18 protein-coding genes are annotated in these 21,420 nt (G+C 29.2%); 10 read left to right on the top strand and 8 right to left on the bottom strand.

Translation table 11 applies throughout. The annotated features are described in order from the left end of the window. The first annotated feature begins 10 nt into the window (after positions 1 to 10). Positions 11 to 5,215: a GTPase gene (locus tag KGF45_RS13590; RefSeq protein ID WP_227842734.1), complete on the top strand. Its 5,205-nt coding sequence runs from the start codon at positions 11 to 13 to the stop codon at positions 5,213 to 5,215. Positions 5,216 to 5,523: 308 nt separating this feature from the next. On the opposite strand, the gene KGF45_RS13585 is transcribed toward KGF45_RS13590, so the two are convergent. Then, positions 5,524 to 7,623 carry a heavy metal translocating P-type ATPase gene (locus KGF45_RS13585; RefSeq protein ID WP_227842733.1) on the bottom strand — a complete coding sequence of 700 codons (2,100 nt, stop codon included), beginning with the start codon at positions 7,621 to 7,623 and terminating at the stop codon, positions 5,524 to 5,526. Positions 7,624 to 7,709: 86 nt separating this feature from the next. Then, positions 7,710 to 8,108, bottom strand: coding sequence for a DUF6110 family protein (locus tag KGF45_RS13580; protein ID WP_227828795.1), 399 nt, complete (start codon positions 8,106 to 8,108; stop codon positions 7,710 to 7,712). 724 nt (positions 8,109 to 8,832) lie between these two features. Between KGF45_RS13580 and KGF45_RS13575 the strand changes: the two genes are divergently transcribed. Further along, positions 8,833 to 8,994, top strand: coding sequence for a type I toxin-antitoxin system toxin (locus tag KGF45_RS13575; RefSeq protein WP_227433577.1), 162 nt, complete (start codon positions 8,833 to 8,835; stop codon positions 8,992 to 8,994). 129 nt (positions 8,995 to 9,123) lie between these two features. Here KGF45_RS13575 and KGF45_RS13570 read toward each other — a convergent pair whose 3' ends face one another. The 4 genes from KGF45_RS13570 to KGF45_RS13555 form a co-directional block, all read right to left on the bottom strand. Continuing rightward, positions 9,124 to 9,525 (bottom strand): FMN-binding protein, encoded by a 402-nt coding sequence (locus KGF45_RS13570; RefSeq protein WP_227842732.1) that lies wholly within the window; start codon positions 9,523 to 9,525, stop codon positions 9,124 to 9,126. A 152-nt stretch (positions 9,526 to 9,677) separates the two neighbouring features. Continuing rightward, positions 9,678 to 10,307 carry a TetR/AcrR family transcriptional regulator gene (locus KGF45_RS13565; RefSeq protein ID WP_227828793.1) on the bottom strand — a complete coding sequence of 210 codons (630 nt, stop codon included), beginning with the start codon at positions 10,305 to 10,307 and terminating at the stop codon, positions 9,678 to 9,680. Positions 10,308 to 10,462: 155 nt separating this feature from the next. Beyond that, positions 10,463 to 10,672 carry a Type 1 glutamine amidotransferase-like domain-containing protein gene (locus KGF45_RS13560; RefSeq protein ID WP_227828817.1) on the bottom strand — a complete coding sequence of 70 codons (210 nt, stop codon included), beginning with the start codon at positions 10,670 to 10,672 and terminating at the stop codon, positions 10,463 to 10,465. 330 nt (positions 10,673 to 11,002) lie between these two features. Continuing rightward, positions 11,003 to 11,722: a CPBP family intramembrane glutamic endopeptidase gene (locus KGF45_RS13555; protein WP_227828791.1), complete on the bottom strand. Its 720-nt coding sequence runs from the start codon at positions 11,720 to 11,722 to the stop codon at positions 11,003 to 11,005. A gap of 636 nt (positions 11,723 to 12,358) precedes the next feature. Here KGF45_RS13555 and KGF45_RS13550 point away from each other — a divergent pair. The 8 genes from KGF45_RS13550 (at position 12,359) to KGF45_RS13515 (ending at position 19,141) form a co-directional block, all read left to right on the top strand. Beyond that, on the top strand, positions 12,359 to 13,693 hold the full coding sequence (locus KGF45_RS13550) for a phosphoadenosine phosphosulfate reductase (RefSeq protein WP_227828790.1): 1,335 nt from the start codon (positions 12,359 to 12,361) through the stop codon (positions 13,691 to 13,693). Next, positions 13,690 to 14,217 (top strand): IbrB-like domain-containing protein, encoded by a 528-nt coding sequence (locus tag KGF45_RS13545; protein ID WP_227828789.1) that lies wholly within the window; start codon positions 13,690 to 13,692, stop codon positions 14,215 to 14,217. The genes KGF45_RS13550 and KGF45_RS13545 overlap by 4 nt, the downstream gene beginning before the upstream one ends. 270 nt (positions 14,218 to 14,487) lie before the next feature. After that, positions 14,488 to 15,090: a lantibiotic immunity ABC transporter MutE/EpiE family permease subunit gene (locus KGF45_RS13540; RefSeq protein WP_227828816.1), complete on the top strand. Its 603-nt coding sequence runs from the start codon at positions 14,488 to 14,490 to the stop codon at positions 15,088 to 15,090. Between the two features lie 109 nt (positions 15,091 to 15,199). Further along, on the top strand, positions 15,200 to 15,562 hold the full coding sequence (locus KGF45_RS13535; RefSeq protein WP_227842731.1) for an ATP-binding protein: 363 nt from the start codon (positions 15,200 to 15,202) through the stop codon (positions 15,560 to 15,562). A gap of 466 nt (positions 15,563 to 16,028) precedes the next feature. After that, positions 16,029 to 16,367 carry a winged helix-turn-helix transcriptional regulator gene (locus KGF45_RS13530; RefSeq protein ID WP_227828788.1) on the top strand — a complete coding sequence of 113 codons (339 nt, stop codon included), beginning with the start codon at positions 16,029 to 16,031 and terminating at the stop codon, positions 16,365 to 16,367. Continuing rightward, positions 16,360 to 17,595 carry a beta-ketoacyl-ACP synthase II gene (gene fabF, locus KGF45_RS13525; protein WP_227842730.1) on the top strand — a complete coding sequence of 412 codons (1,236 nt, stop codon included), beginning with the start codon at positions 16,360 to 16,362 and terminating at the stop codon, positions 17,593 to 17,595. Before KGF45_RS13530 ends, fabF begins: the two co-directional genes overlap by 8 nt. Positions 17,596 to 17,736: 141 nt before the next feature. After that, positions 17,737 to 18,465, top strand: coding sequence for a HEAT repeat domain-containing protein (locus tag KGF45_RS13520; RefSeq protein ID WP_227828786.1), 729 nt, complete (start codon positions 17,737 to 17,739; stop codon positions 18,463 to 18,465). A 106-nt stretch (positions 18,466 to 18,571) separates the two neighbouring features. Then, positions 18,572 to 19,141 (top strand): GrpB family protein, encoded by a 570-nt coding sequence (locus tag KGF45_RS13515; RefSeq protein ID WP_227841029.1) that lies wholly within the window; start codon positions 18,572 to 18,574, stop codon positions 19,139 to 19,141. Positions 19,142 to 19,393: 252 nt separating this feature from the next. Here the strand turns inward: KGF45_RS13515 and KGF45_RS13510 are convergent, their stop codons facing one another. Then, entirely contained in the window at positions 19,394 to 19,777 is a 384-nt protein-coding gene (locus tag KGF45_RS13510; protein WP_227841030.1) for a GNAT family N-acetyltransferase, read from the bottom strand. Between the two features lie 295 nt (positions 19,778 to 20,072). Further along, on the bottom strand, positions 20,073 to 21,407 hold the full coding sequence (locus tag KGF45_RS20495; RefSeq protein WP_413926593.1) for a GHKL domain-containing protein: 1,335 nt from the start codon (positions 21,405 to 21,407) through the stop codon (positions 20,073 to 20,075). Positions 21,408 to 21,420 lie beyond the last annotated feature (13 nt).

The following is a 21,420-nucleotide window of genomic DNA, read 5'->3' as shown; positions in this document are numbered from 1 at the left end:
GGATGAACACATGGCAAATGAATTGTACAATGGAATCATAAATCTTTTAGAAGATGGAAGGCATGAACTGGAAAGATACAATTTAGGAGAAAAATCGATTTTGTTATTCCTGGGTGCTTCAGGAGTTGGAAAAAGTACTTGTATCAACTATTTAAAAGGTTGTGAGATGGAAGAAAAGACAGATGCGGAAACTGGACAAGTATACATCACAGCTAAAGATTCAGCAGTTGATATTGGAAATGGTGTATATTCTAAGACTTTATGCCCAGAAGTTGTAGATATTGAAAATAAAGCATTTTCTTTATGCGATTGTCCTGGTTTTTTTGATAATCGTGGAGCTGAATATATGATTGCAGGAGCAATGCTTGTAAGAGAAACTATCTCTGCATCTTCAAATGTAAAAGGGATAGTAGTCATTTTAGACTACCAGTCTTTACTGGACTCTAGACATACACTGTTAATTGATACAGCTAAAAACTTAAAAGATATGTTTAATGAATATACACAGTATAAGGAAAATTTTTTCTTTCTTATCAATAAAATACCTAAGTCACCTAGTAGTAGTGTAACAAAAGAAAAAGTTAGAAATATACTGAAAAAAGTAAAAGAAGACCTAGATAGCCAAGAAAAAGATTATGAAGGTTATAAAGAACTGGTATATCTGTTAAATGTGGTACTATCAGATAATGTGTCTATAGAATTATGTAATCCGATGGACACAAAGCCAGAAAATCTATTGGGAGAACTAGAAAAACTTCCAAATACTTTCCAAAAAACTGATATGGGATTAATGCTTACTGCCTCTTGTAAAATAGAGATACAAAAAGCTGTTGATATAACATATAAAGAACTAGAAAAACTTCTAGCTCCTTATATAGAAAGTGTAAAAAAGGCGTTAGAAGATTCTATTTCTATTTTATCTTCTATAGAAAATCTAAAAGAGAAAAAAACTCAGTTGGAACAAATGAGTCAGAGCTTAGGAAAAACAAATAGTATTGAAGGACTCATGAGATTTGTGCAAGAACTTTTCTATGGTGATGGTGTACAAAAAGTAAACATATTAGAAAAAATACGCCTTGTTTTAGAGCTAAATAGTTATTGTAGAGAAACTAATATTGTCGGTCTAAGTGAATTGTTAAAATCATTATTAAATACAACGCTAGAAGACACTTTAAAATGTATTAAATACTGGATAGCAGAGAAGGAATTGGAAGAGGAAGAAGCTGAGAAACTTCTAGATGAAGAATATAGAAGAGAAAAAATTCAAAACTGTACATATATAAAATCATATGAAAAAGACAAAGTACTTTCTATATATATTCCTGTACCTAAAGTGAATTTATCAGATTTGACTAAAATCATATCTGGCTATAAACTTAATGAATTATCATCTATATATATGTATGGAGAGTGTGAGCTAAAAATAGATTGTGATATGAAGAAGGATGTTTTCTCAGGTAAAAACATAGTTCTATTAGTTGAAAAATTATGTATACCAAAAGATTCTTATTCAATTAATGTTTCTGGAAATGATGCAAAAAAATTGGATGGAGAAAGTTCTATTTATAACGGAATGAATGGCAGAGCTGGAAATAATGCAGGAACTTCAGGCGATATTTTAATATCTTTTAAACATATACAAAAAGAAGGCGAACTTAAGCTTTATGCTGATGGTGGACAAGGTGGAAACGGCCAAGATGGAAAAGTAGGAGAAACAGGAGCATCCGGAATAGCTGGAGCAAATGCAAAACTAGGTTCTAAGCCAGAGAAAAAAGAGTTTACTAAGGAGAAAGATACAAAATACTATATAGTAGAAGCAGAAAAAGGAAAACAAGGAAATACTGGAGGAACAGGTGGAGATGGTGGAAATGCTGGTCTTGGAAGTAAGGCTGGACAGATTTATCTCCTTGGACAAGCAACAGTACTAAAAAATTCTATAAACCAAAGAGACGGAAGACATGGCTTAGCAGGAAAAGGCGGTTCTGGAGGAAAAGGTGGAGCTGGAGGTCTTGGAGGAATCCGAGGAATTTTTGAAGAAACAATAAGATATATAGGAACTTCTGTTCCAATAGATGATAGTGACAGAAACTATTACTATTTTGATAGATATGTGATAGGTCGTGGTTCAGACAGTAAGGAAACAGCAGATGATGGAAAGGCACTAGATGCTCTTTATGCAAAACACAAGGACTGGACAATTAAAAAACTTGCAGACTCAGGTCTAGATGGAGCAGATGGAAAAGAAGGGCATCCTGGAAAATCATTAGTAGAAAACGCATTGCTAAAGCAGGAGTATTCTCTATCAATGGATACATTTTTCTATCAATTCTTTGAAAGATTTGGTTTTTCTGGAAGTAAAGGATATAGAAACCTTAAACTTTTGTGTGCAGTAGGAATTTTAGAAGCAGATATTTTAGAAATTTCACATATTTATGAGATTTTTAATGCAGTTGAGAAAGTGGAAATGCAGTTAAATAGAGAAATTCTTCAGAAGTATTATAAATTTGATAAGAAAAATAAAGAAGTAATTTCACTAGATGATATGCATACAAAGAAAGAGTTTTACCAAGAAGCAAAAGAGATTTATGACTATCTTATAAATAAATTGATGCAGTCTAATAGAATAGAAGCTTTTGTAAAAGAAAATCAGAATTTTAGTGAATGGAGCATGATTTTATTTGCATTAGAACAGAAAGCAGCATTTTATATGCAGATGATAGAGGAAGATGAAATTGGAGGAAATCGTGTTACAGATATTCGCACTCTGACAGATTATCTAGAGAAGACTTTAAAAGAATTGGAACAAGGAAAAAAAGATGAATTAAAAGAAGCATATTTCAATACATATAAGGAAAATGTCTTAACTCAAATTGACTCAGGAAATCAACAAATAGAAGTTTTGAAAAAAGAACTTGAAAATAAAATGCTTTCTGTTGGAGCAAAAATGAATCTTTTGATTCAAGAAATTCTAAAGATAAAAGAAGATGAAAAAGGAGACATAAAGAAATTAGAAGAAAAGAAGGAAAAACTTCAGGAACAAATGAAAACACAGCTAATTCTTTCTGGAATACAGAGTGCGTTGAGCTTACTATCATCATTAAGTGGTATTGGTCAAGCTTGTCTGGGAGCTTTTGATAGTGCAAAATCTTTAAAAGAAAATCTTTCAGCTAAGGAAGAAGAGTACCAATGGACTAACAGAATGGTTAGTTTTTCAGATTTCAAAATGGATTCTGAAGGTATGAGTTTTGTCCTTGGAGCTCAGTTAAATGAAGATAGAAAGAATGCTTTAGGAGCAATGACAAATAAATTAGTTGGTGTCGATGATGGAAAGATAGATAATTTTAATAAAATTAAAGAGATTATGACTAAGTCTTTAGATAATAATGACTACCAAGGGAAAGATAATGACATTGCAGCAGCAAAAAATGGACTGGATGAAGGCGAGTATGAAAAGATATACACAAACATTCAGAAAAAAGAAATGGGTATGTTGGAAGCAAATTATAGTAATAAACAACAAAAAGATAAGTTGGCTGCACTAGAGAAGTGTAAAGCATCTATTGAAAGACAGCAAAGAACAGCAACTATTAAAAATGTATTAAGTATTGGTAGTGCAAGTTGTTCTTTTATCAATACAGCAATTAGTAGTGTTAATAATTGTCTAAATGTAAAAGCTAGTTTTGAAGATAAAATAAAAGTAGTCAAAGATGCGATTAAGACAAAAGAAGATAATATTAAAAAACTAGATAGTTTAAATACTCAGATGGCAGAGTTCAAAGATAAAACATTGAAAGAATCTATTATACCATTTGTAGACGGATTTGATACTATAGTTAAAAATCAGGATATTTTTGAAAATGAGATAAGCAGACTAAAAATGAAAGATGTATTAACTGAATTAATTAAGAAGTTTGAAAGCTTGAAAATGGAAAATGCAGAGGATATTTCGGGAATTTTCAAAAAAGTACAGGACATGATGGATGCTCAGATTATTATTACTGACAAGATTGACAAGAAAAAAGACAATCTTGCAATGGGAGAACTGATTTATCACATGTCAGACAGTGGTAACCAAATGAATGAGTATCAGAAAAAGCTTATTCATCAAATTGAATTGAATCAGATTAGATATTTGTGCCAAGTGGAGGCAGCAGCTTTTCAATTATGGACGTTTCCATTTGGAAGCAATATAGTAAATATCTTAAATAGATGCCATGTAGGAATAACAGAAAATGAAGATGAGGTGCTAAAGCAGGCAAAGGAACAAAATAGACAAATTAAAGAGTTTTTAGCTCAAGATACTTATCAATGGCAAAAAACAGATAATCATATTTTGAAAATACCATTAGCAGGAAGTTTGGCTGGAAAATCACGTGTGGGATTTGAAAATACATTTTCTTTATATGATTGTGATGAAGAAGAAGTGAAAAAGCTTTTGACAGGAGAAGAAATTAGCTTTGAAATTCCAATAAATCAAAACTATGATGCAATGAAATATGTAACTATTTATGCAAATATACCTAATCTTAGACGAAATATTTTAGATGATAGTTTAAAAATAAATGTACATATGCATTTATATGATAAAGGATATTTTTCTCTGTATGATGATAACAAAGATATGTACTATCAATATGTATTTCCACAAAATTATATCGATATTACACATGGTTTGGATGTTAAATATAGAAAAGATGATGATTCAGATTCAGTAAACTCTATATGGTCTTCAATAGAAGATAAAGGAATAGAAAAGTTTAAAAATGCGGGATTAAACTCTGGTAGAAGCCCGTATTCTATGGCTAAACTTTCTTTGAAAGCACATTTTAATAAGAAGCTTTCTTATGACTTATTGACAAGTGAGCAAAGTAAAAAGCTAGAGTCATATTTTGATAAGAGTAGTAAAGATGCATGGAATCAGAGTATAGAGAGCTTTAAAAAACTTGGATATATTGATAAAAGAGGCGTCTTGCTAAAAAACTGGTCTGAAATCAAAAAGGATATGGATAACAGTGGAGAAAGTATGAAGTATTTCTCTATATTACAGGCTGATTTGTGGGAAAAAATTATATATGAACAGATGAGTATATTGAAAGAGAATATACCAAATCTAACAATTGAGTTTATTGGTTGTGGTATTTATGTAGAGTCTGAATTTAACTATCTAAAACAAAATGAGCTAAAATGCTATGAACAGAGATTGATTGAAATATAGCAGTTTGAAGTGAGATTTAAGGAAGGGTGTTTTTAGTAGTGAAGTAGAAATATTATGGAAATTTACCTTTTGTATTGAGTAGTATTGAAAGGTAATATTGAATAGTATTAAAGTAGTGTTGAGAGGTAATATTGAATGGTATTACGCAATATTGAATATTATTGAGAAGTAATATTGAAGTAGGTTGATTTTAGTTATAAAATTTAGTCATAAAAGCACTTTTAAATATTATTGCTTAATTGTTTAAAAGTGCTTTTTTTAATATGAATTATAAATTTTTTAGATAGAAATGTGTTATACAATGGGGGTTAATTGTAGTTATAAGTATTAGGTTTATCTAATAAATTTGTCATACTGTTTAAACTTATTCCAACAGTAGAAGCATTATGTAAAAATGCGGATGTACTTGGTCTAATAAATCCACCTACACCAAGAAAAATCAAACCTAAGTTGAAAGCAATAATAAACTTAGAACTTAAACCAATTCTTTTCATAAGTTTATTGCTAATCTGTTTTAAAGTAATTAAATTATTTAAATTATCTGCTGATATAGTAATATCTGAAATTTCTCTTGCTATTTCAGCTCCTTCACTCATTGCAATTCCAACATCTGACTCAGATATAGCAGGAGAATCATTGATTCCATCTCCAATCATAATAACTTTACGACCTTTTAGTTTCTCATCTTTAATAAAATTAGCTTTGTCCTCTGGTAGGACTTCTGAATAATATTCATCCACTCCAATTTTGCTGGCTATAGATTTAGCTGTTTTTTCACTATCACCAGTCATCATTACAATTTTTTTGAGTCCATATTGTCTTAAGTTTGAAATTACATCTTTAGCTTCTGTTCGTAAAGGGTCACTGATACAAATAACAGCTGATAATTTCCCCGATATTGCCATAAATAGGTGAGAATATTCGTCTGAAAGATTATTATATTTATACTCCTCGCCATCTGGTATAATACATTTTTCATCTTCAAATACGAAGTGTTTACTACCTATTATAACCTTTTTATTATCAACTTTTGTTGAAATACCATGTGCAATAATATACTCTACTTCTGTATGCATTTCCTTATGACTGAGACCTTGTTTTTCAGCTTCATGCACGACTGCATTAGCTATAGAATGTGGGAAATGTTCCTCTAAACAAGCAGCTAGTCTTAACATATCTTTCTTATTATAATCTTGGAAGGTAATTATATCTGAAACAGTTGGTTGAGCCTTTGTCAATGTGCCTGTTTTATCAAATACAATAGTATCTGCATATGCAACATTTTCAAGGAATTTCCCACCTTTTACAGCAATATTATAATTGTTACATTCTCTCATAGCTGATAATACAGAAATAGGAATAGAGAGTTTTAATGCACAAGAAAAATCTACCATCAAAATAGAAAGTGCCTTTATAGGATTTCTAGTAACTGCATAAGTAAATAGAGTTCCTAAAAAACTATATGGAACTAAGGTATCTGCTAAATGTTCAAATTTTCCTTCGACAGAAGACTTAAGTTTCTCAGATTCTTCAATCATAGTTACAATTTTTTGAAATCTGGTAGTACCAGCCTTTTCTTTGACACACATTACGATATTACCTTGTTCTATCACAGTTCCAGCATAGATGTAAGAGCCTTGTCTTTTATTAACTGCAAGAGATTCACCTGTAAGAGATGCCTGATTAATCATTGCTTCACCAGATTCAATAACTCCATCTAATGGAATCATATTTCCCATATTTACACTAACTAAATCGTTTTCTTTTATTTCTGAAATTGGAACTAAAATTTCAGTATCATCCTTTTTTAACCATACTTTTTCAATATTTAACGACATACTTTGTGCTAAATCATCTATAGATTTTTTTCTAGTCCATTCTTCTAGTAATTCGCCTATACCAAGAAGAAACATCACTGACCCAGCTGTATTCACGTCTTTTCTAAAAATGGAGATACCTATTGCAGTTGCATCCAAAACAGAAATTTCTATCTTTTTATTTAATAAAGAAGAGATACCTTTTTTGAAATATTTTATAGAGTGAAGTCCTATAAAAAAAAATCTTAAAGATTTTGGGAAAAATATCTTAGATACACTCTTTACCAATAGCTTATTTACTAATTTATCCCTGTAGTAATTATTTAACTCTCTACCAGTGTGTTCAGGGACTAATTTTTCTATTTCACTATTATTAAAACTGAACTTAGTGATTTCTTTTATTATAGAGTTTCTTTCACTAGTGTAATAAATAACAGCGTCACCAGTCCTATCATAAACTTTTGCTTTGGTAACACCATTTATAGAAGTCAAATAATATAGTAGAGTATCTGCCTGCTTGTTATTCAATTTACCAAGCTGTAAATCAAAACGTATACGACCTCTGATTTCATGCTTTATATAAAGATTCAATTTACTTCCTCCTGATACTATTAATCATAATACTTGATATTATTAATCATAACACCTGATAGTATTAACCATAATAATCGTTAAATTTATTCTGCTGTGCAAGTACTATTTTTTTCTTCAGTACCATTTTCCTTGATGTCTTCACATTTAATGCTATTAGAATCAGTGTTTTTTTCTACAGTTTGTACATTTTCAGCTTTAAGAGCTTCTTGTACAACTTCAGCATCTTCTTGCACTTTTTTTACTTTAGATGAAGATAATTCTTCTAGTTCATTGATTTCTTTTGCTTCAGCTAAAATATCTTCCATATTTTCTTGGATTTTAGTAGTTGTCTCAAGAACAGAATCCTTAACTTTCAATGCTCCAGCAGTTGCTTTAGTACAAGATTTTTTTACACAATCACTTGAAAGTATTTTGACACCTACAGTACCTAAAAGTACTCCTCCTAAAAATATCCCTGTTTTTTTCATTTTTAAAATATTCATTTTATCGTATCCTTTCATTAAGTTAAATTTTATTTATATATCTTATGTATAGAGTAATAAATGCTAAAAATAGAGTATGATTTTACGAAAGTAGTATTATATAGTTCTATTATATTTTTAAGTGTACTATATGTTTTTGTGTAGTTTTATGTGTTTTTATATAACATATATAATTCTTTTATATTTTAATAATTCTCTTGTATTTTAGAGAATTCTTCTATATTTTAGAAAATTCTTGATATTCATTTCGAAATTTAAAAGTTAATAATAATTATTATTAATAGAATTGTAAAATCATATGACATTTATTACCATTTATGAAATTAAGTATAGCACGCATGAATGTAACTTTCAACAGAAAATGATAATTTATATCAATTATTTGGCTTGTTTTGTGAAAAATATTATTTTATCACTACTCAAGGCTCAATTATTGAAAGTTTTATTTGTAACATATTCCTATAAGTATCACATTGTTTAGAGAAACAAACTTATTCTTGTTTATAGTTGATTTTATTATATTAAATCTAATTTCTAAATAATATTTGATGATAGTAGGTATATATGATGCTGAAAAGAAAAAGGAGTTATTAGAATAAAAACACAGGTAAAATATGGGAAAGTATATGTTATAATATTTATAGCAAGAAGATGTAACCTATAATTTAAGAGTGGAGTTCATACTAGGATAAAACCTACTTCCTAATGAAAGGAGGTGGGAAGTATGAATAACTTTTTACTTAATGTAATAGCTGGCGTTGTTGCTAGTTTAATATTTTACTTAATTTGTAAAGTATTTACGAAAGTAAAAAGCCACTCAACTCGTGGCAAGAGTAAAAGTGGCTGGGAATTTGATTTTAAAATCAAGTTCCATAAGTTCAAATAGCTTCATTTAATTATGAACTTCACTCTACGACGAAATAGATTGTAGTTCTTCTTGCTTTTATTATACCACAAATTGGTACAGATATTCAAAAACAATATTTTTACTCTTATAGAAATTTGTTAAGTATAGTTATCCTTTTATGAGTGCATTTTCGATTGCTTTTTTTATAACTTTACTTGAATTTGTTGCACCTGATACAGCATCTACATCTACTTTTTGCTTGTTAAGTACTTTATCAATAACTTTTTCTGCTGTTTTTCCTCGTTCATTTTTATGTTCCAAAAGGTTAATGCTTGAAATTTTACCACTCTTTACAGTGACTTCTACTTTAGCAGATATGATATTTACATTACATTCTCCAACATAGGTTCCATCAGCAATATAGGAAATATTTACTTTTTTAAAGGTCATATTTTTTACTGTTTGTTTATAATCTTTAACTTGTTTTAAATATATTCCAAGGCATACAAGTCCTATCAGCAAAACTATAACGATAATACGATAAATGATTTTTTTCTTGCTTACTTTCATTTCTAATACCTCTCAATCCTTTTAGTTAGAGTATTTGGTAATTGTTTTGAATATCTTTTGTTTTAATGGAATTTCAGATATATTCAAATATATAAAGTAATAATGTCTATTATAAGAAATTGTATAGTTGTATATTTGTAGATTTATCTTATCTATTTAGAAATAGAACGATAAAGCATATCAAATCCGTATTTAAGAAATTCCTGTTTAGAAAGTTTTACTTCTTGTTTGATATAAGCTTCTTTATTTGCTACTGTCTGTATAATGCCAGATAACATTCCCCAAAGTGAAAATATAGTAGGCATAATTTCAATATCTTCTCTAAGCTCACCTGATAAGATACCAGCCTTTAGCAACTGTTTTATTTTCTCATTGATTTCTTCACCAACACGGAAGGTTTCTTTTTCCTCAGGTAAGTAGTCGGTATTTTCAAAGTCAATGTTGATTTCATCGAGAGCTATTTTAAAATAAAATGGAAATTCTTCTTGATATTTTAATAGTGCATTGCAGATAAAGTCGTATCTTGTTTTTGTACTTGTTTGTTTTTCTAAAGCAGAAGTGATGTATGTATGCAGTTTTTTCATGCTTTCAAGTACTAATACACCAACAATTTCTTCCTTGTTTTTAAAATATACATATAAGGTTGCTTTACTGTAACCAGCTTTTTTTGCAATATCATCCATTGATGTTGCTTCAATTCCTTTTTGCATAAATAGAATTTGAGCAGCAGAAGCAATGTTTTCACGGTGTACACTTTTTGGCTCTTTTTTTCTTCTTCCCATATCATATTCCTTTCATGAAATTAATTAAACTAGTAGTTTAATTATAATGAGGTTTAGTTTTTTTGTCAATTAGTATTCTAAAACGTATTGCATAAAAAAGCACCAAAGATATGACAAGCCAGTGTTTATCATTCTTTGGTGCTATTTATATTAAATTATTTTAAAATTCTAACACTGTCGTTTTCAATTAATATTGCTTGATTATCATTAATAGCTTTTAATTCTAAAGTTTTAGAATACGCATTTACTATTTTTTCTACAGCTTTTCCAAATTCCCAATTTTGGGAATGTGGTACTACATAAAAATCAATTAAATTCAAGCGAGAGTAGTCTTTTAAGTAGGGAGCTTTTTCTATATAGTCTATTTCAGATGAATATTTATTTTTTTATAATATTACAAATATCTGGAATATAGAGTGTTATATATAGTAGAGCAAATAAAGTTGTTAATAGAGGATTGAGACCTAAAACTAAGCTAATTCCTATATCCATAAGCAATCCTATTGTAAATTTGATACCTTTATTAAGTTTCAATGAAATCACCATCCTTTTATTTTTTATTACCCAATTTAACTAAAAATATATACTAATTAAGTTATAGGGGATAATTTGTAATTAGGTCATAAAAGTGTGTTTTATGATGCGATATAAAATAATATAACATATGTAAAAGAGAGTACAATTTGTGATGATAATTAGAAAATTGAATTTATGATAATAATAATAAAATTATATAACATATGCAAAATAATATTGTACTTAATGTCTTTAGTCTTAATGTAAATATATATAAGTGATGCTGAAATCACTACTCTTGGAAGAATAGACGCTAATAAGGATAAAAATAAATTAAAATTTGGAAAACCAAAACTAGTATAATGCATTATTAAAAACGTTATGAGATTGACTATAATTGTAATCTTAATTACAGTGTTATTTTTCATATCTAGTAAGTTAGACGCAATGTTAAAAAACATACCTCTAAATATTAATTCTTCTATAAATGGTACATATGTAAAAGAACTTATAAAAATGGCAAGACTAAGCTCTGTGTCAGAACCATATTCCTGTGTTAAGTCATATATAATTAATGCTAGTATTTTACAAAATACTATAGATATTATTAATAGTGATAATGTCAATGAGATATATTTTTTGTCATAGTTTAAAAAACTTTTTATAGAAAGTTTTTTGTATGAATCCTCTAGTATACCTTCATTATATACCTTAGCTAATACGAATACGATTATAAAAGAAATTATAAAAGTTGACATAGAATTAATCGTTTGATTTGAGAATAATTTATTGGTTGATTCAAAGGCTGAAGCAATAAGATATACGAAAACTATTAATAAAGATACTAGTATTGCTCCACAAAAATTTAAAAAATACTTTTTTATGTTTGAAAAATTCATAAATCCTCCTAAAAATAATTAATAAAACAATCAATTTAAAAATAATTAACTTGAAAATAATCAATAAAATAATTGACTTGAAAACAATCAATGAAATAATTACCTTGAAAATAATCAATGAAACAATCAATTTAAAAATTAATCAATGAAATAATTAATCTAAAAATAGTTGATTTTTATAAAAATTATTGATGTATGAAATTACGACCTTATAAGTTAATAGTATATTTAAATACTATACATGTCTATATTATTTTAAATATGATATATGTTTATATTATTTTTCTTATAAAACAATAAAAAAAGCAAAGACATTTTTAAAATTTACCTAAGAAATATATAATCTAAAAAATTATAAACTTGGAAAATAAAAATTTGATTTTAAAAATATGTAAAATACAAAATATTGGGCTAAATACTGAAGAAATAATGATAATTATGCTGTTGGAAAATTATGTAAAATAATGGTAAAATATAGTTTATAATAGAAAAATTGATTTATATTATAATTATATTTATTTTTTTGGATTTATGCACTTAGAGGATGCATAATTTATGCTGATTACTACTAAAAGTGCATATATAATATTATGTTATAAGTTTTCATGAACTTCTATTTGAAAGGGGAGATTACAAATGGATAAAAGATATTTGGAATCCAGTGTATTTGAAGCTTTTCAAGACAGACTTTCTTATGTTTTCAGTGAATTTGATTATATCTATGTATCTTTCAGTGGAGGAAAAGATAGTGGTCTATTATTGAATTTAGTTTTGGATTATAAAAGAAAATATAATATAAAATCCAAAATAGGAGTATTTCATCAAGATTTTGAGGCTCAATATAGTATGACAACAGAATATGTTGAAAAAATGTTTGAAGACAATCTTGAAGATATTGAACCATATTGGGTATGTCTGCCAATGGCTACGAGAACAGCTGTAGGTAATCATGAAATGTTTTGGTATCCATGGGATGATGAGAAAGAAGAATTATGGGTAAGAAGAATGCCAAACAAAGAATACGTAATAAATCAAGAAAGTAATCCTTTTACCTACTATAAATATAAGATGAAGCAGGAAAGTTTGGCAAAGCAATTTGGTAGGTGGATGAGAGACAAGCATAAGGGTGCAAAAATTGTTTGTTTACTTGGAACAAGAGCCTCGGAATCCTTACAACGTTATTGTGCTATTGTGAATAAACAGCATGGATATAAAGGCAAGTGTTGGATAACAAAGGAGTTTAAAAATGTATGGACAGCATCTCCTTTATATGACTGGGGACTAGAAGATGTTTGGGTAGCCAATTATAAATTCGACTATGAATACAATAAAATCTATGATTTGTTCTATAAAGCTGGATTGCCTCCAAGAAAAATGAGAGTAGCATCTCCTTTCAATGATTCAGCAAAAGAGAGTTTAAATTTATATAAGATATTGGACCCAGAAGTATGGGTGAAATTGGTTGCTAGAGTACAAGGGGCTAATTTTACTTCTATTTATGGAAAAACAAAAGCTATGGGGTATCGTAGTGTAAAGTTGCCAGAAGGACATACATGGAAAAGTTTCACTTATTTTCTGCTTGATACTCTACCTGAAAATATAAGAAATAATTATATTAAAAAATTTTCAACATCTATTGACTTCTGGAATAATAAAGGCGGAGGTTTGCCAGAAATCGCTATATGTGAGTTGATAAGAAAAGGGTATAATATAGAAAGAAATGGAATTTCTAATCATACAAAAGATAAAAAAAGTAGAGTTATATTCTTAGGAGATATACCTGATGATACAGATGATATTAAATTTACTAAAGATATACCAAGTTGGAAAAGAATGTGTTATTGTATTTTGAAAAATGACCATATGTGTAAGTTTATGGGATTTAGTCCTACAAAAGAGCAAAGAATGAAAACAGAGTACATTAAGAAAAAGTATGAAAAATTTTTTGAGATAGGAGTTAAGATGCTATGAAGTATAAAAGTCCTGTATATGAAATTATCGCTGTCCCGATTGAAAAGATAGAATCTAACGACTATAATCCAAATGCAGTGGCTCCACCAGAAATGCAGTTATTGTATAAAAGTATAAAAGAAGATGGATATACAATGCCGATTGTTTGTTATTATAATCCAGAAAATGACAAATATGTTATTGTAGATGGTTTTCATAGATATCGAATAATGCTTGAAAATAAGGATATATATGATAGAGAAGGTGGAGTACTTCCTGTTTCAGTAATTGATAAATCACTTGATGAGAGAATGGCAAGTACTATTCGTCACAATCGTGCAAGAGGTTCACATAATGTGGATTTAATGAGCAATATTATAAAGGAACTTTGTGATATTGGAAAATCTGATAAATGGATATCAAAGCACTTAGGGATGGATATTGAGGAGATTCTTAGATTAAAGCAAATAACTGGATTATCCTATTTATTTAAAGATAAAGAGTTTGGACGTGCATGGATTCCTTTTGATTCTGATACTAAATAAGATAATTAAAAAGATATGTTTTTAGTCTAAATACTATAGAAATACTATTAACCTTTTTGGAGCAGTGTTTTAAAGAACTATGAAGAAGTGTTTTAAAGAAATATGAAGCAGTATATTAAAGAAAATATACTTGAGTTTAAAGCTTTTGAATAAATACAAGTATTGAGAATAGAGTAGTGTAAGATATAAATACATAATATTAACAAAGAAAAAGAGTAGGATGATATCCTGCTCTTTTTCTTTGTTAGTACTGCTTAACTTTTTTCATTTATAAATAAATATTCGTGGCAACTTGTATTTTTACCTCTTGGTATGGGATTATTTGCAACTTTGGTAGCTGGTCAGGAAAGAAAAGCTGGGAATTATCGCACTTTGTGTGCATATAATGTTTCACCTATGACTATTTGGATTAATAAGATTATGGCTATGGCAGTTTACACTCTGCTTTCAACACTAGTTTTGATAGTTGCAACAATCATTAGTGGTTTGTTTTTATCAGAAGGAGCAATCCCATTTGGAAAGATTATTGCTGGAGGCTTTGTTTGTTGGTTTGTTTCTCTTACACTTATTCCTATTCAGTTGTGGGCAGCTACATGGAAAGGAACATTCTTAAGTATGGGAATTGCACTTGTAGGTATGATGGTAAGTGTTCTTACAGCAATAAAATCTTTATGGTTTGCAGTACCATGGAGTTGGGCTATGAGGCTGATGTGTCCTATTGTTGGTGTGCATCCAAATGGAGCTATTTTGGAGACTGGAAATCCCCTTTTAGATTCATCTGTGATTCCTGTTGGAATTATCGTATCCATGGTTGTATTTGTTGTAATTACAGTAATTACAAGCATTTGGTTTAATAGGAGGGAAGTAAAATGATAGGAGTATTATCATCAGAGTGGCTAGAAACAAAACGTACAGCAATTCGTTGGCTTACATTTTTTATGCCTGTAGTCATTATATTCAAAGTGATGTAGAAGAACCTATCTTGATTGATATAGAGAAATTGGAAAGAATCTTTGATAATATCGTATCCAATAGTCTGCAATATACTCCGGAAGGTGGAAAAATCAAAATATCAGCAAAGGCAGAAAAAGAATATATCTCATATGAGATTTGTGATTCTGGTACTGGATTCAGTGCTAAAGATATGCATAAAGTTTTTGAAAAATTTTATAGAGGTGATGAGGCTAGACAAACTGAAGGTGGACATTCTGGCTTAGGGTTGTACATTGTCAAGCAATTAGTTAAGATGCTTGGTGGTTCAATCAGAATAGAAAATGCGGAATATGGTGGTACATGTGTGATATTTCAGCATAAAATATTTGATGAAAGGGAAGTGGAAGAGTAATCTTCCCACACTTACTTAGATTTGACAATAATGTCATACTTTCCATGATGGTTAAATTCTTAATCTCTAATCATTCATCTTTAATTTTTTATTGGGTAAATATTATAAATATATTAATACGTGATTATGTTAAGTATATAAAAGAGGTATCAGCAATATGTTGATACCTCTTGTTGTATTGAAGTATGGAAAGAAAATATCTTATAAGTTCTTAAATGAATATATAAAGTTTGTGGAATAAATACAAAGTGCTTCTTAAATGAATATAAATAGATTTTACAATGAATATATAAAGTTTCTACAAATAAATACAAAGAGTTTTTTAAATGAATATATAAAGCTTCTATAATAAATACAGAAGCTTTTTACAAATAAAATCTGTTACCTTGACGTAGTAAATATAGTATCATATAATTATACTAACTAAAAGTGAGTATATAACTTTAAGTTAGTTAAGGAGGATAATATGAAAAAATATTTACCTGCTTGTCCAGTAGAAATCACACTGCAAATGATAGGTGATAAATGGAAGTTTTTAATATTAAGAGAATTAATAAGTGGAAAAAAGCGTTTTGGTGAATTAAGTAAATCAATTGAAAATATAAGTCAAAAAATGTTATCGCAGAATCTAAAGAGTATGGAGGATGAAGGCTTGGTGCATCGTGAAGTCTATGCACAAGTTCCACCTAAAGTTGAATATTCTTTAACTGAATTAGGTATGACTTTGCGTCCTATATTAGTTTCTTTAGTTGAATGGGGTAATATGTATAAAGAGTATAATAAAAAGGAGAGTAAATATGAATAGAGTTGTAATAACTGGCGTTGGGGTAGTATCCCCTATTGGAAATAATATTGAAGAGTTTTGGGGTAATGTAAAACAAGGAAATCATGGTATACAGATGATTGATAGATTTGATACTACGGATTTATCTGTAAAAGTAGCAGGGCAAGTAAAAGATTTTAATCCTTTGTTATCATTTTCTAAGAAAGAGATTAGACACAATGACTTGTATTGTCAATATGCAGTTGAAGCAACAAGACAAGCAATTTCTGACTGTGGAACTGATTTTAAAGAACTTGACCCTTATCGTATAGGTGTAATAGTTGGTAGTGGTATAGGTGGAATACATACTTTTGAAAGTGAATATAGAAAGTTTGTAGAAAAGGGTGGGAGACGTGTCTCTCCATACACAATACCAATGTTAATATCAAATATGGCTGCTGGAACTATTGCCATTAAATATGGATTTAAAGGAATTAATTATGCTTTGGTCTCTGCTTGTGCAACATCTACTCATACAATAGGTGAAGCATTTACAGCTATTAAACATGGACGATTGGATGTCTGTGTGGCTGGTGGTTCTGAAGCATGTATAACTGAATTTACATTGGCTGGATTTAATAATATGAAAGCTTTGAGTAATAGCGATAATCCTGATAGAGCGTCAATTCCTTTTGATAAAGACAGAGATGGATTTGTCATGGGTGAAGGAGGAGCTGTTTTGATATTAGAAAGCTTGGAGAATGCTAAAAAAAGAAATGCTAAGATTTATGCTGAAGTAGTGGGTTATGGTGTAACAGAAGATGCATATCATATTACTAGTCCAGACCCTACAGGAGAAGCAGCTTGCCAAGCAATTTTAATGGCGTGTAATGAAGGTGGAATCAATCCAAGTGAAATTGACTATATAAATGCACATGGTACATCTACTCCAATTAATGATAAATACGAAACCATTGCGATAAAGTTAGCATTAAAAGAGGCTTCTGAAGATGTACTTATTAGTTCAACAAAATCAATGACAGGACATTTATTAGGTGCAGCTGGAGCTTTGGAGGCAATAGTTTGTGTAAAATCTATAGATGAGGGATTTGTTCCTATGACTGTAGGGTATAAAAATTTTGACCCAGATTGTGATTTAAATTATGTTGTAGAGGGTGGTATTGAGAAAGATGTGAGATATACACTTTCTAATTCTTTAGGTTTTGGTGGACATAATGCAACTATTTGTTTGAAGAAGTTTGAGGAGTAGGAGTTTTTTGGAGCATGTGAGAAGCCTACCGAGAGATGCAAAGGAAGTATATTAGATTGTTGTAAGTAATATTAAATTGTTAAATTAAAACTTGTTAGCTATAAGATGGAATTTAATTTATTAATAATATGAGGTTAATTTATGAAAAGTAATAATGAAGATTGGATAAAGCGAGGTTTTATTACAGAAGAATATATCAATAAATTTCAATCGTATTCAGATGAAGAGTTATTAGAACTAGCAAATTCATCAAAAGCAGTTGAAAGGTCAGTTTCTATAAACTTAATGTCAAAAAGATATGGAGTCGAAAATAAAGAATTTGTAGAATTTTTGTTAGGAAAGCTTTGTGGTGAAAAATTTCTATATACGAAGATTGAGATTTGTAATGCCCTTGAAAAGGGTAATACTTATACTGCAAAACAGATGATTAAATATCTTGGAATAATAGGAAACAATCAACATAAATATTTGCCAGACAAGGTTTCTAAAAAGAAGAGTTACCCATTGGCAAGGGATATAATTGCGAGAAGTTTAGCAAGGATGAATGTAGAGGTTTTACCTGCATTGTTTGATGTTTTAGAGAGTGATGATAGGATTAAGATTTCTGAAGTAATTGATGCGATAGGATTTATGATATTTTATAATCAAGAGGTAGCTAGTGAGTATTATTTTAAAAAGATTGTAAGTGTAATGGAAAAGTATTCGGAAGATGATTTAATTATTTGGAAATGTGTAATGTGCCTTTCTTCTTTTAAGACTCAAGAAAGTATAGATATTCTTGAGCAAGTTTTATATAGTGATAAAAATGATTTAATAAAAAATGAAGCTGAGTGTTCTCTAAGTAAGATTAAAAAAGAGATAAAGTTGTAGAAATAAAATCAAAATTAATAAAATCGTAGAAATTAATAAAATCAAAAGCAATAAAATTGTATAAAGAACAATTAAATTTACTAATCTAAAAGGGGAGAACTGGTTTATGAGAAAACAACTGTCAGATATGACATTAGAAGAATTATGGGAGCTATTTCCTATATTTTTAACTAATCATAGGGAATGTTGGAAAGATTGGTTTGAAGAAGAAGAATCTAGACTAACTGAACTACTTCCTATGCAAAAAATTGTGAGAATAAGTCATATTGGAAGTACTTCTGTAAATACAATTTATGCAAAACCGATTGTTGATATATTGATTGAGATAAAGCCTGATTGCAACATGCAAAAGATTAAAGAATTAACTGAGTCAAATGGCTATATTTGCATGTCTGAAAGTGGTGAGAGGGTTTCACTTAATAAAGGATATACAGTAGATGGGTTTGCAGAACGAGTTTTTCATTTACATATAAGGTGTGCAGGGGATAATGATGAATTATTTTTTAGAGATTATTTGATTGATAATCCAAGTGTTGCGAAGGAATATGAAAGTCTTAAGTTGAAATTATGGAAGGAACATGAGCATAATCGTGATGCTTATACAGATAATAAATCAGATTTTGTTAAAGAGGTTACTGAAAAGGCTAGGGAATTGTATTCTAATAGATACAGTTAGGATATTATTTGCCATATTTAAGTTTAATATATTTAAATTTAAGTTTAGATAAGTTTACAAGGAAGTACATGTAGACAGTGAAGCAGGTTGTTGGTAACAAATATCGTATGCTCCTAGAGAGGGGAGTAGTCAACCAATCAAGGCTTAAATGAATGGGCTTAACCGTTGGCTGGCTCGACTGGCTTTACTATACTCCTAACAAATTAGGATTTGTCAATTCAATTTCATGTATAGACGTGGAGGGGGCTTTCTTTAGAGACTCTCCTTTTTAATCATATATGATTGCATATCTTTTTGACAACCGTTCTTTTCATAAAATTCTTCTACTCCTGGCTGTGCACCGAAGTATAGTGATGTCGGTGTGTGGACTTTGGCCAGGTTTAACAATTTGCTTCCAATACCTTTCTTTTGAAACTCTGGTAAAACCAGCAGTTCTGTGATTGTACCAAAATAATATCCATCAGATAATATTCTGATGCACCCAATAAGTTGGTTTTCTTCATACGCTGTAATATTGATTGTTTTTTTCAATGCCTTCTGTGTTTTTTCAACATCATATTTGCCAGGCCAAACACTGTTGGCCAAAGATAGGAAGACCTTAGCATCCAATTCATAATCATCAACAATATATTCCATGATTATTCTCCTTAAAAAATTTTTATTTTCAATATTATATCATTCAAGCTATGAAATAACAATCACATTCAAAACTCTATTTTCACACCTTATCCATAATCTTTTTCGTTAACTGCTGAAACTTCTCAGAGGTTTTCTCGTTCATAGACATGACCTGTCCAATTTGTCTGGCAATCAGTGACCTGCAAGTGGAACTTGATAATGTGGGCAGTGAGATTGAAAAACTGGTGTATAGTTTAATGGGTGCAAACAATGTCCTGCTCTCTTATTATATAATATGATTTTCAGCTTAATACTAACATAACCTAATATAAAGAAATAAAGAAAAATCTGTATCAGTATAAGAAATGTTCAACTCTCCACTATACTTATCAACAATTTCCTTGATATTTTCAACACCATATCCATGAGATTTACTATTATCTTTATCTGAAATAAATAAGCCATGTTTTTTAGTGATAGTATTTACCTTGTTATTTGTCAATAAATAACTAAAATATTCATTTTCACAACGTGCTTTTAATATCACTTTTCTATTGGATAAGTCGGGAATCTTTAAGGATGCTTCGATAGCATTATCCAAAGAGTTTGAAAAAATAGTACATAAATCCATTGGCTCTATACCAAAGTGATTGTCTATATCTATATTAAAATGAACATCAACACCATTTTCTTCCAACTTTGCATGACGAAGATTTAAAATTGAATTAAGGGCTGGATTTTTACAAAACTGCTTACCACTTAAAGTCCCAAAACCAAGTTTTAATTGTGTAAAATAATCTTTAGCTCCATCAATATCTTCAACCTCTAAATAAGATTCAATCATTTGGAAGTGGTTATTTATGTCATGTCGTATTTTGCGTATCTGAACCTGTTGATTCTCTAGTAAGTCGTAATATTCTTCTTTTATATGATTCGATTGATTTTCTAACTTCATCTTTACATTTTCAATTAGTGGATTTAAAAGAAGTATTACACCAATATTAGCTATAATTGCAGATAAAATAATTAGATAAGTACCATAAGGCAAGTTACCTAAAATAATATTATCCTTACCCATAGGAATTAAATTAGTAGGTGGTAAAATAATGGCGATTAATATTGATAAAAACGAAGACATACATACAACATCAATAAAAATCCATATGCGATTTGTAAGGTACTGTTTTATATTAACTAATCTATTTTTTAAGAAAAAATGTATCAAAAACCATAAAAATGCTTTAATTATGGTAGAAACTATCTTAACAATTGAAAGTATTGCAGTATACTCAATTGAGCTTACAAGTTCTCTATATAGAGGATTGTTTATAAAAAGAAAATTAATACCAACTATAATAGGATAGAGTATCATTATAACTGATATTATAGGAATCAACCTACTTTTACTACAGACTATAAGGAGTATAAAATATCCAAGTAGTGTAAAGAGGATATTTACAGGGTCAGAAAGCCATATTATCATTTGAGTGATAATAGAATAACCCAAAATCAATATTATTTTAAAAATCCAGTGTTTCCTAAAGTCTATAAAATAAGATGTTAGCTTATAAAGAAAAAAAGCTATAAAAATGCTAATTAAAACTGTAATATAAATTGTAGCGTTTGATATTATTGAATAAGTATCCATTTGAAAAACCTTT

The sequence above is a fragment of the Clostridioides sp. ZZV14-6154 genome (assembly GCF_020657785.1).
Classification (GTDB): domain Bacteria; phylum Bacillota; class Clostridia; order Peptostreptococcales; family Peptostreptococcaceae; genus Clostridioides.
This window is presented reverse-complemented; position numbering and strand designations above follow the sequence as displayed.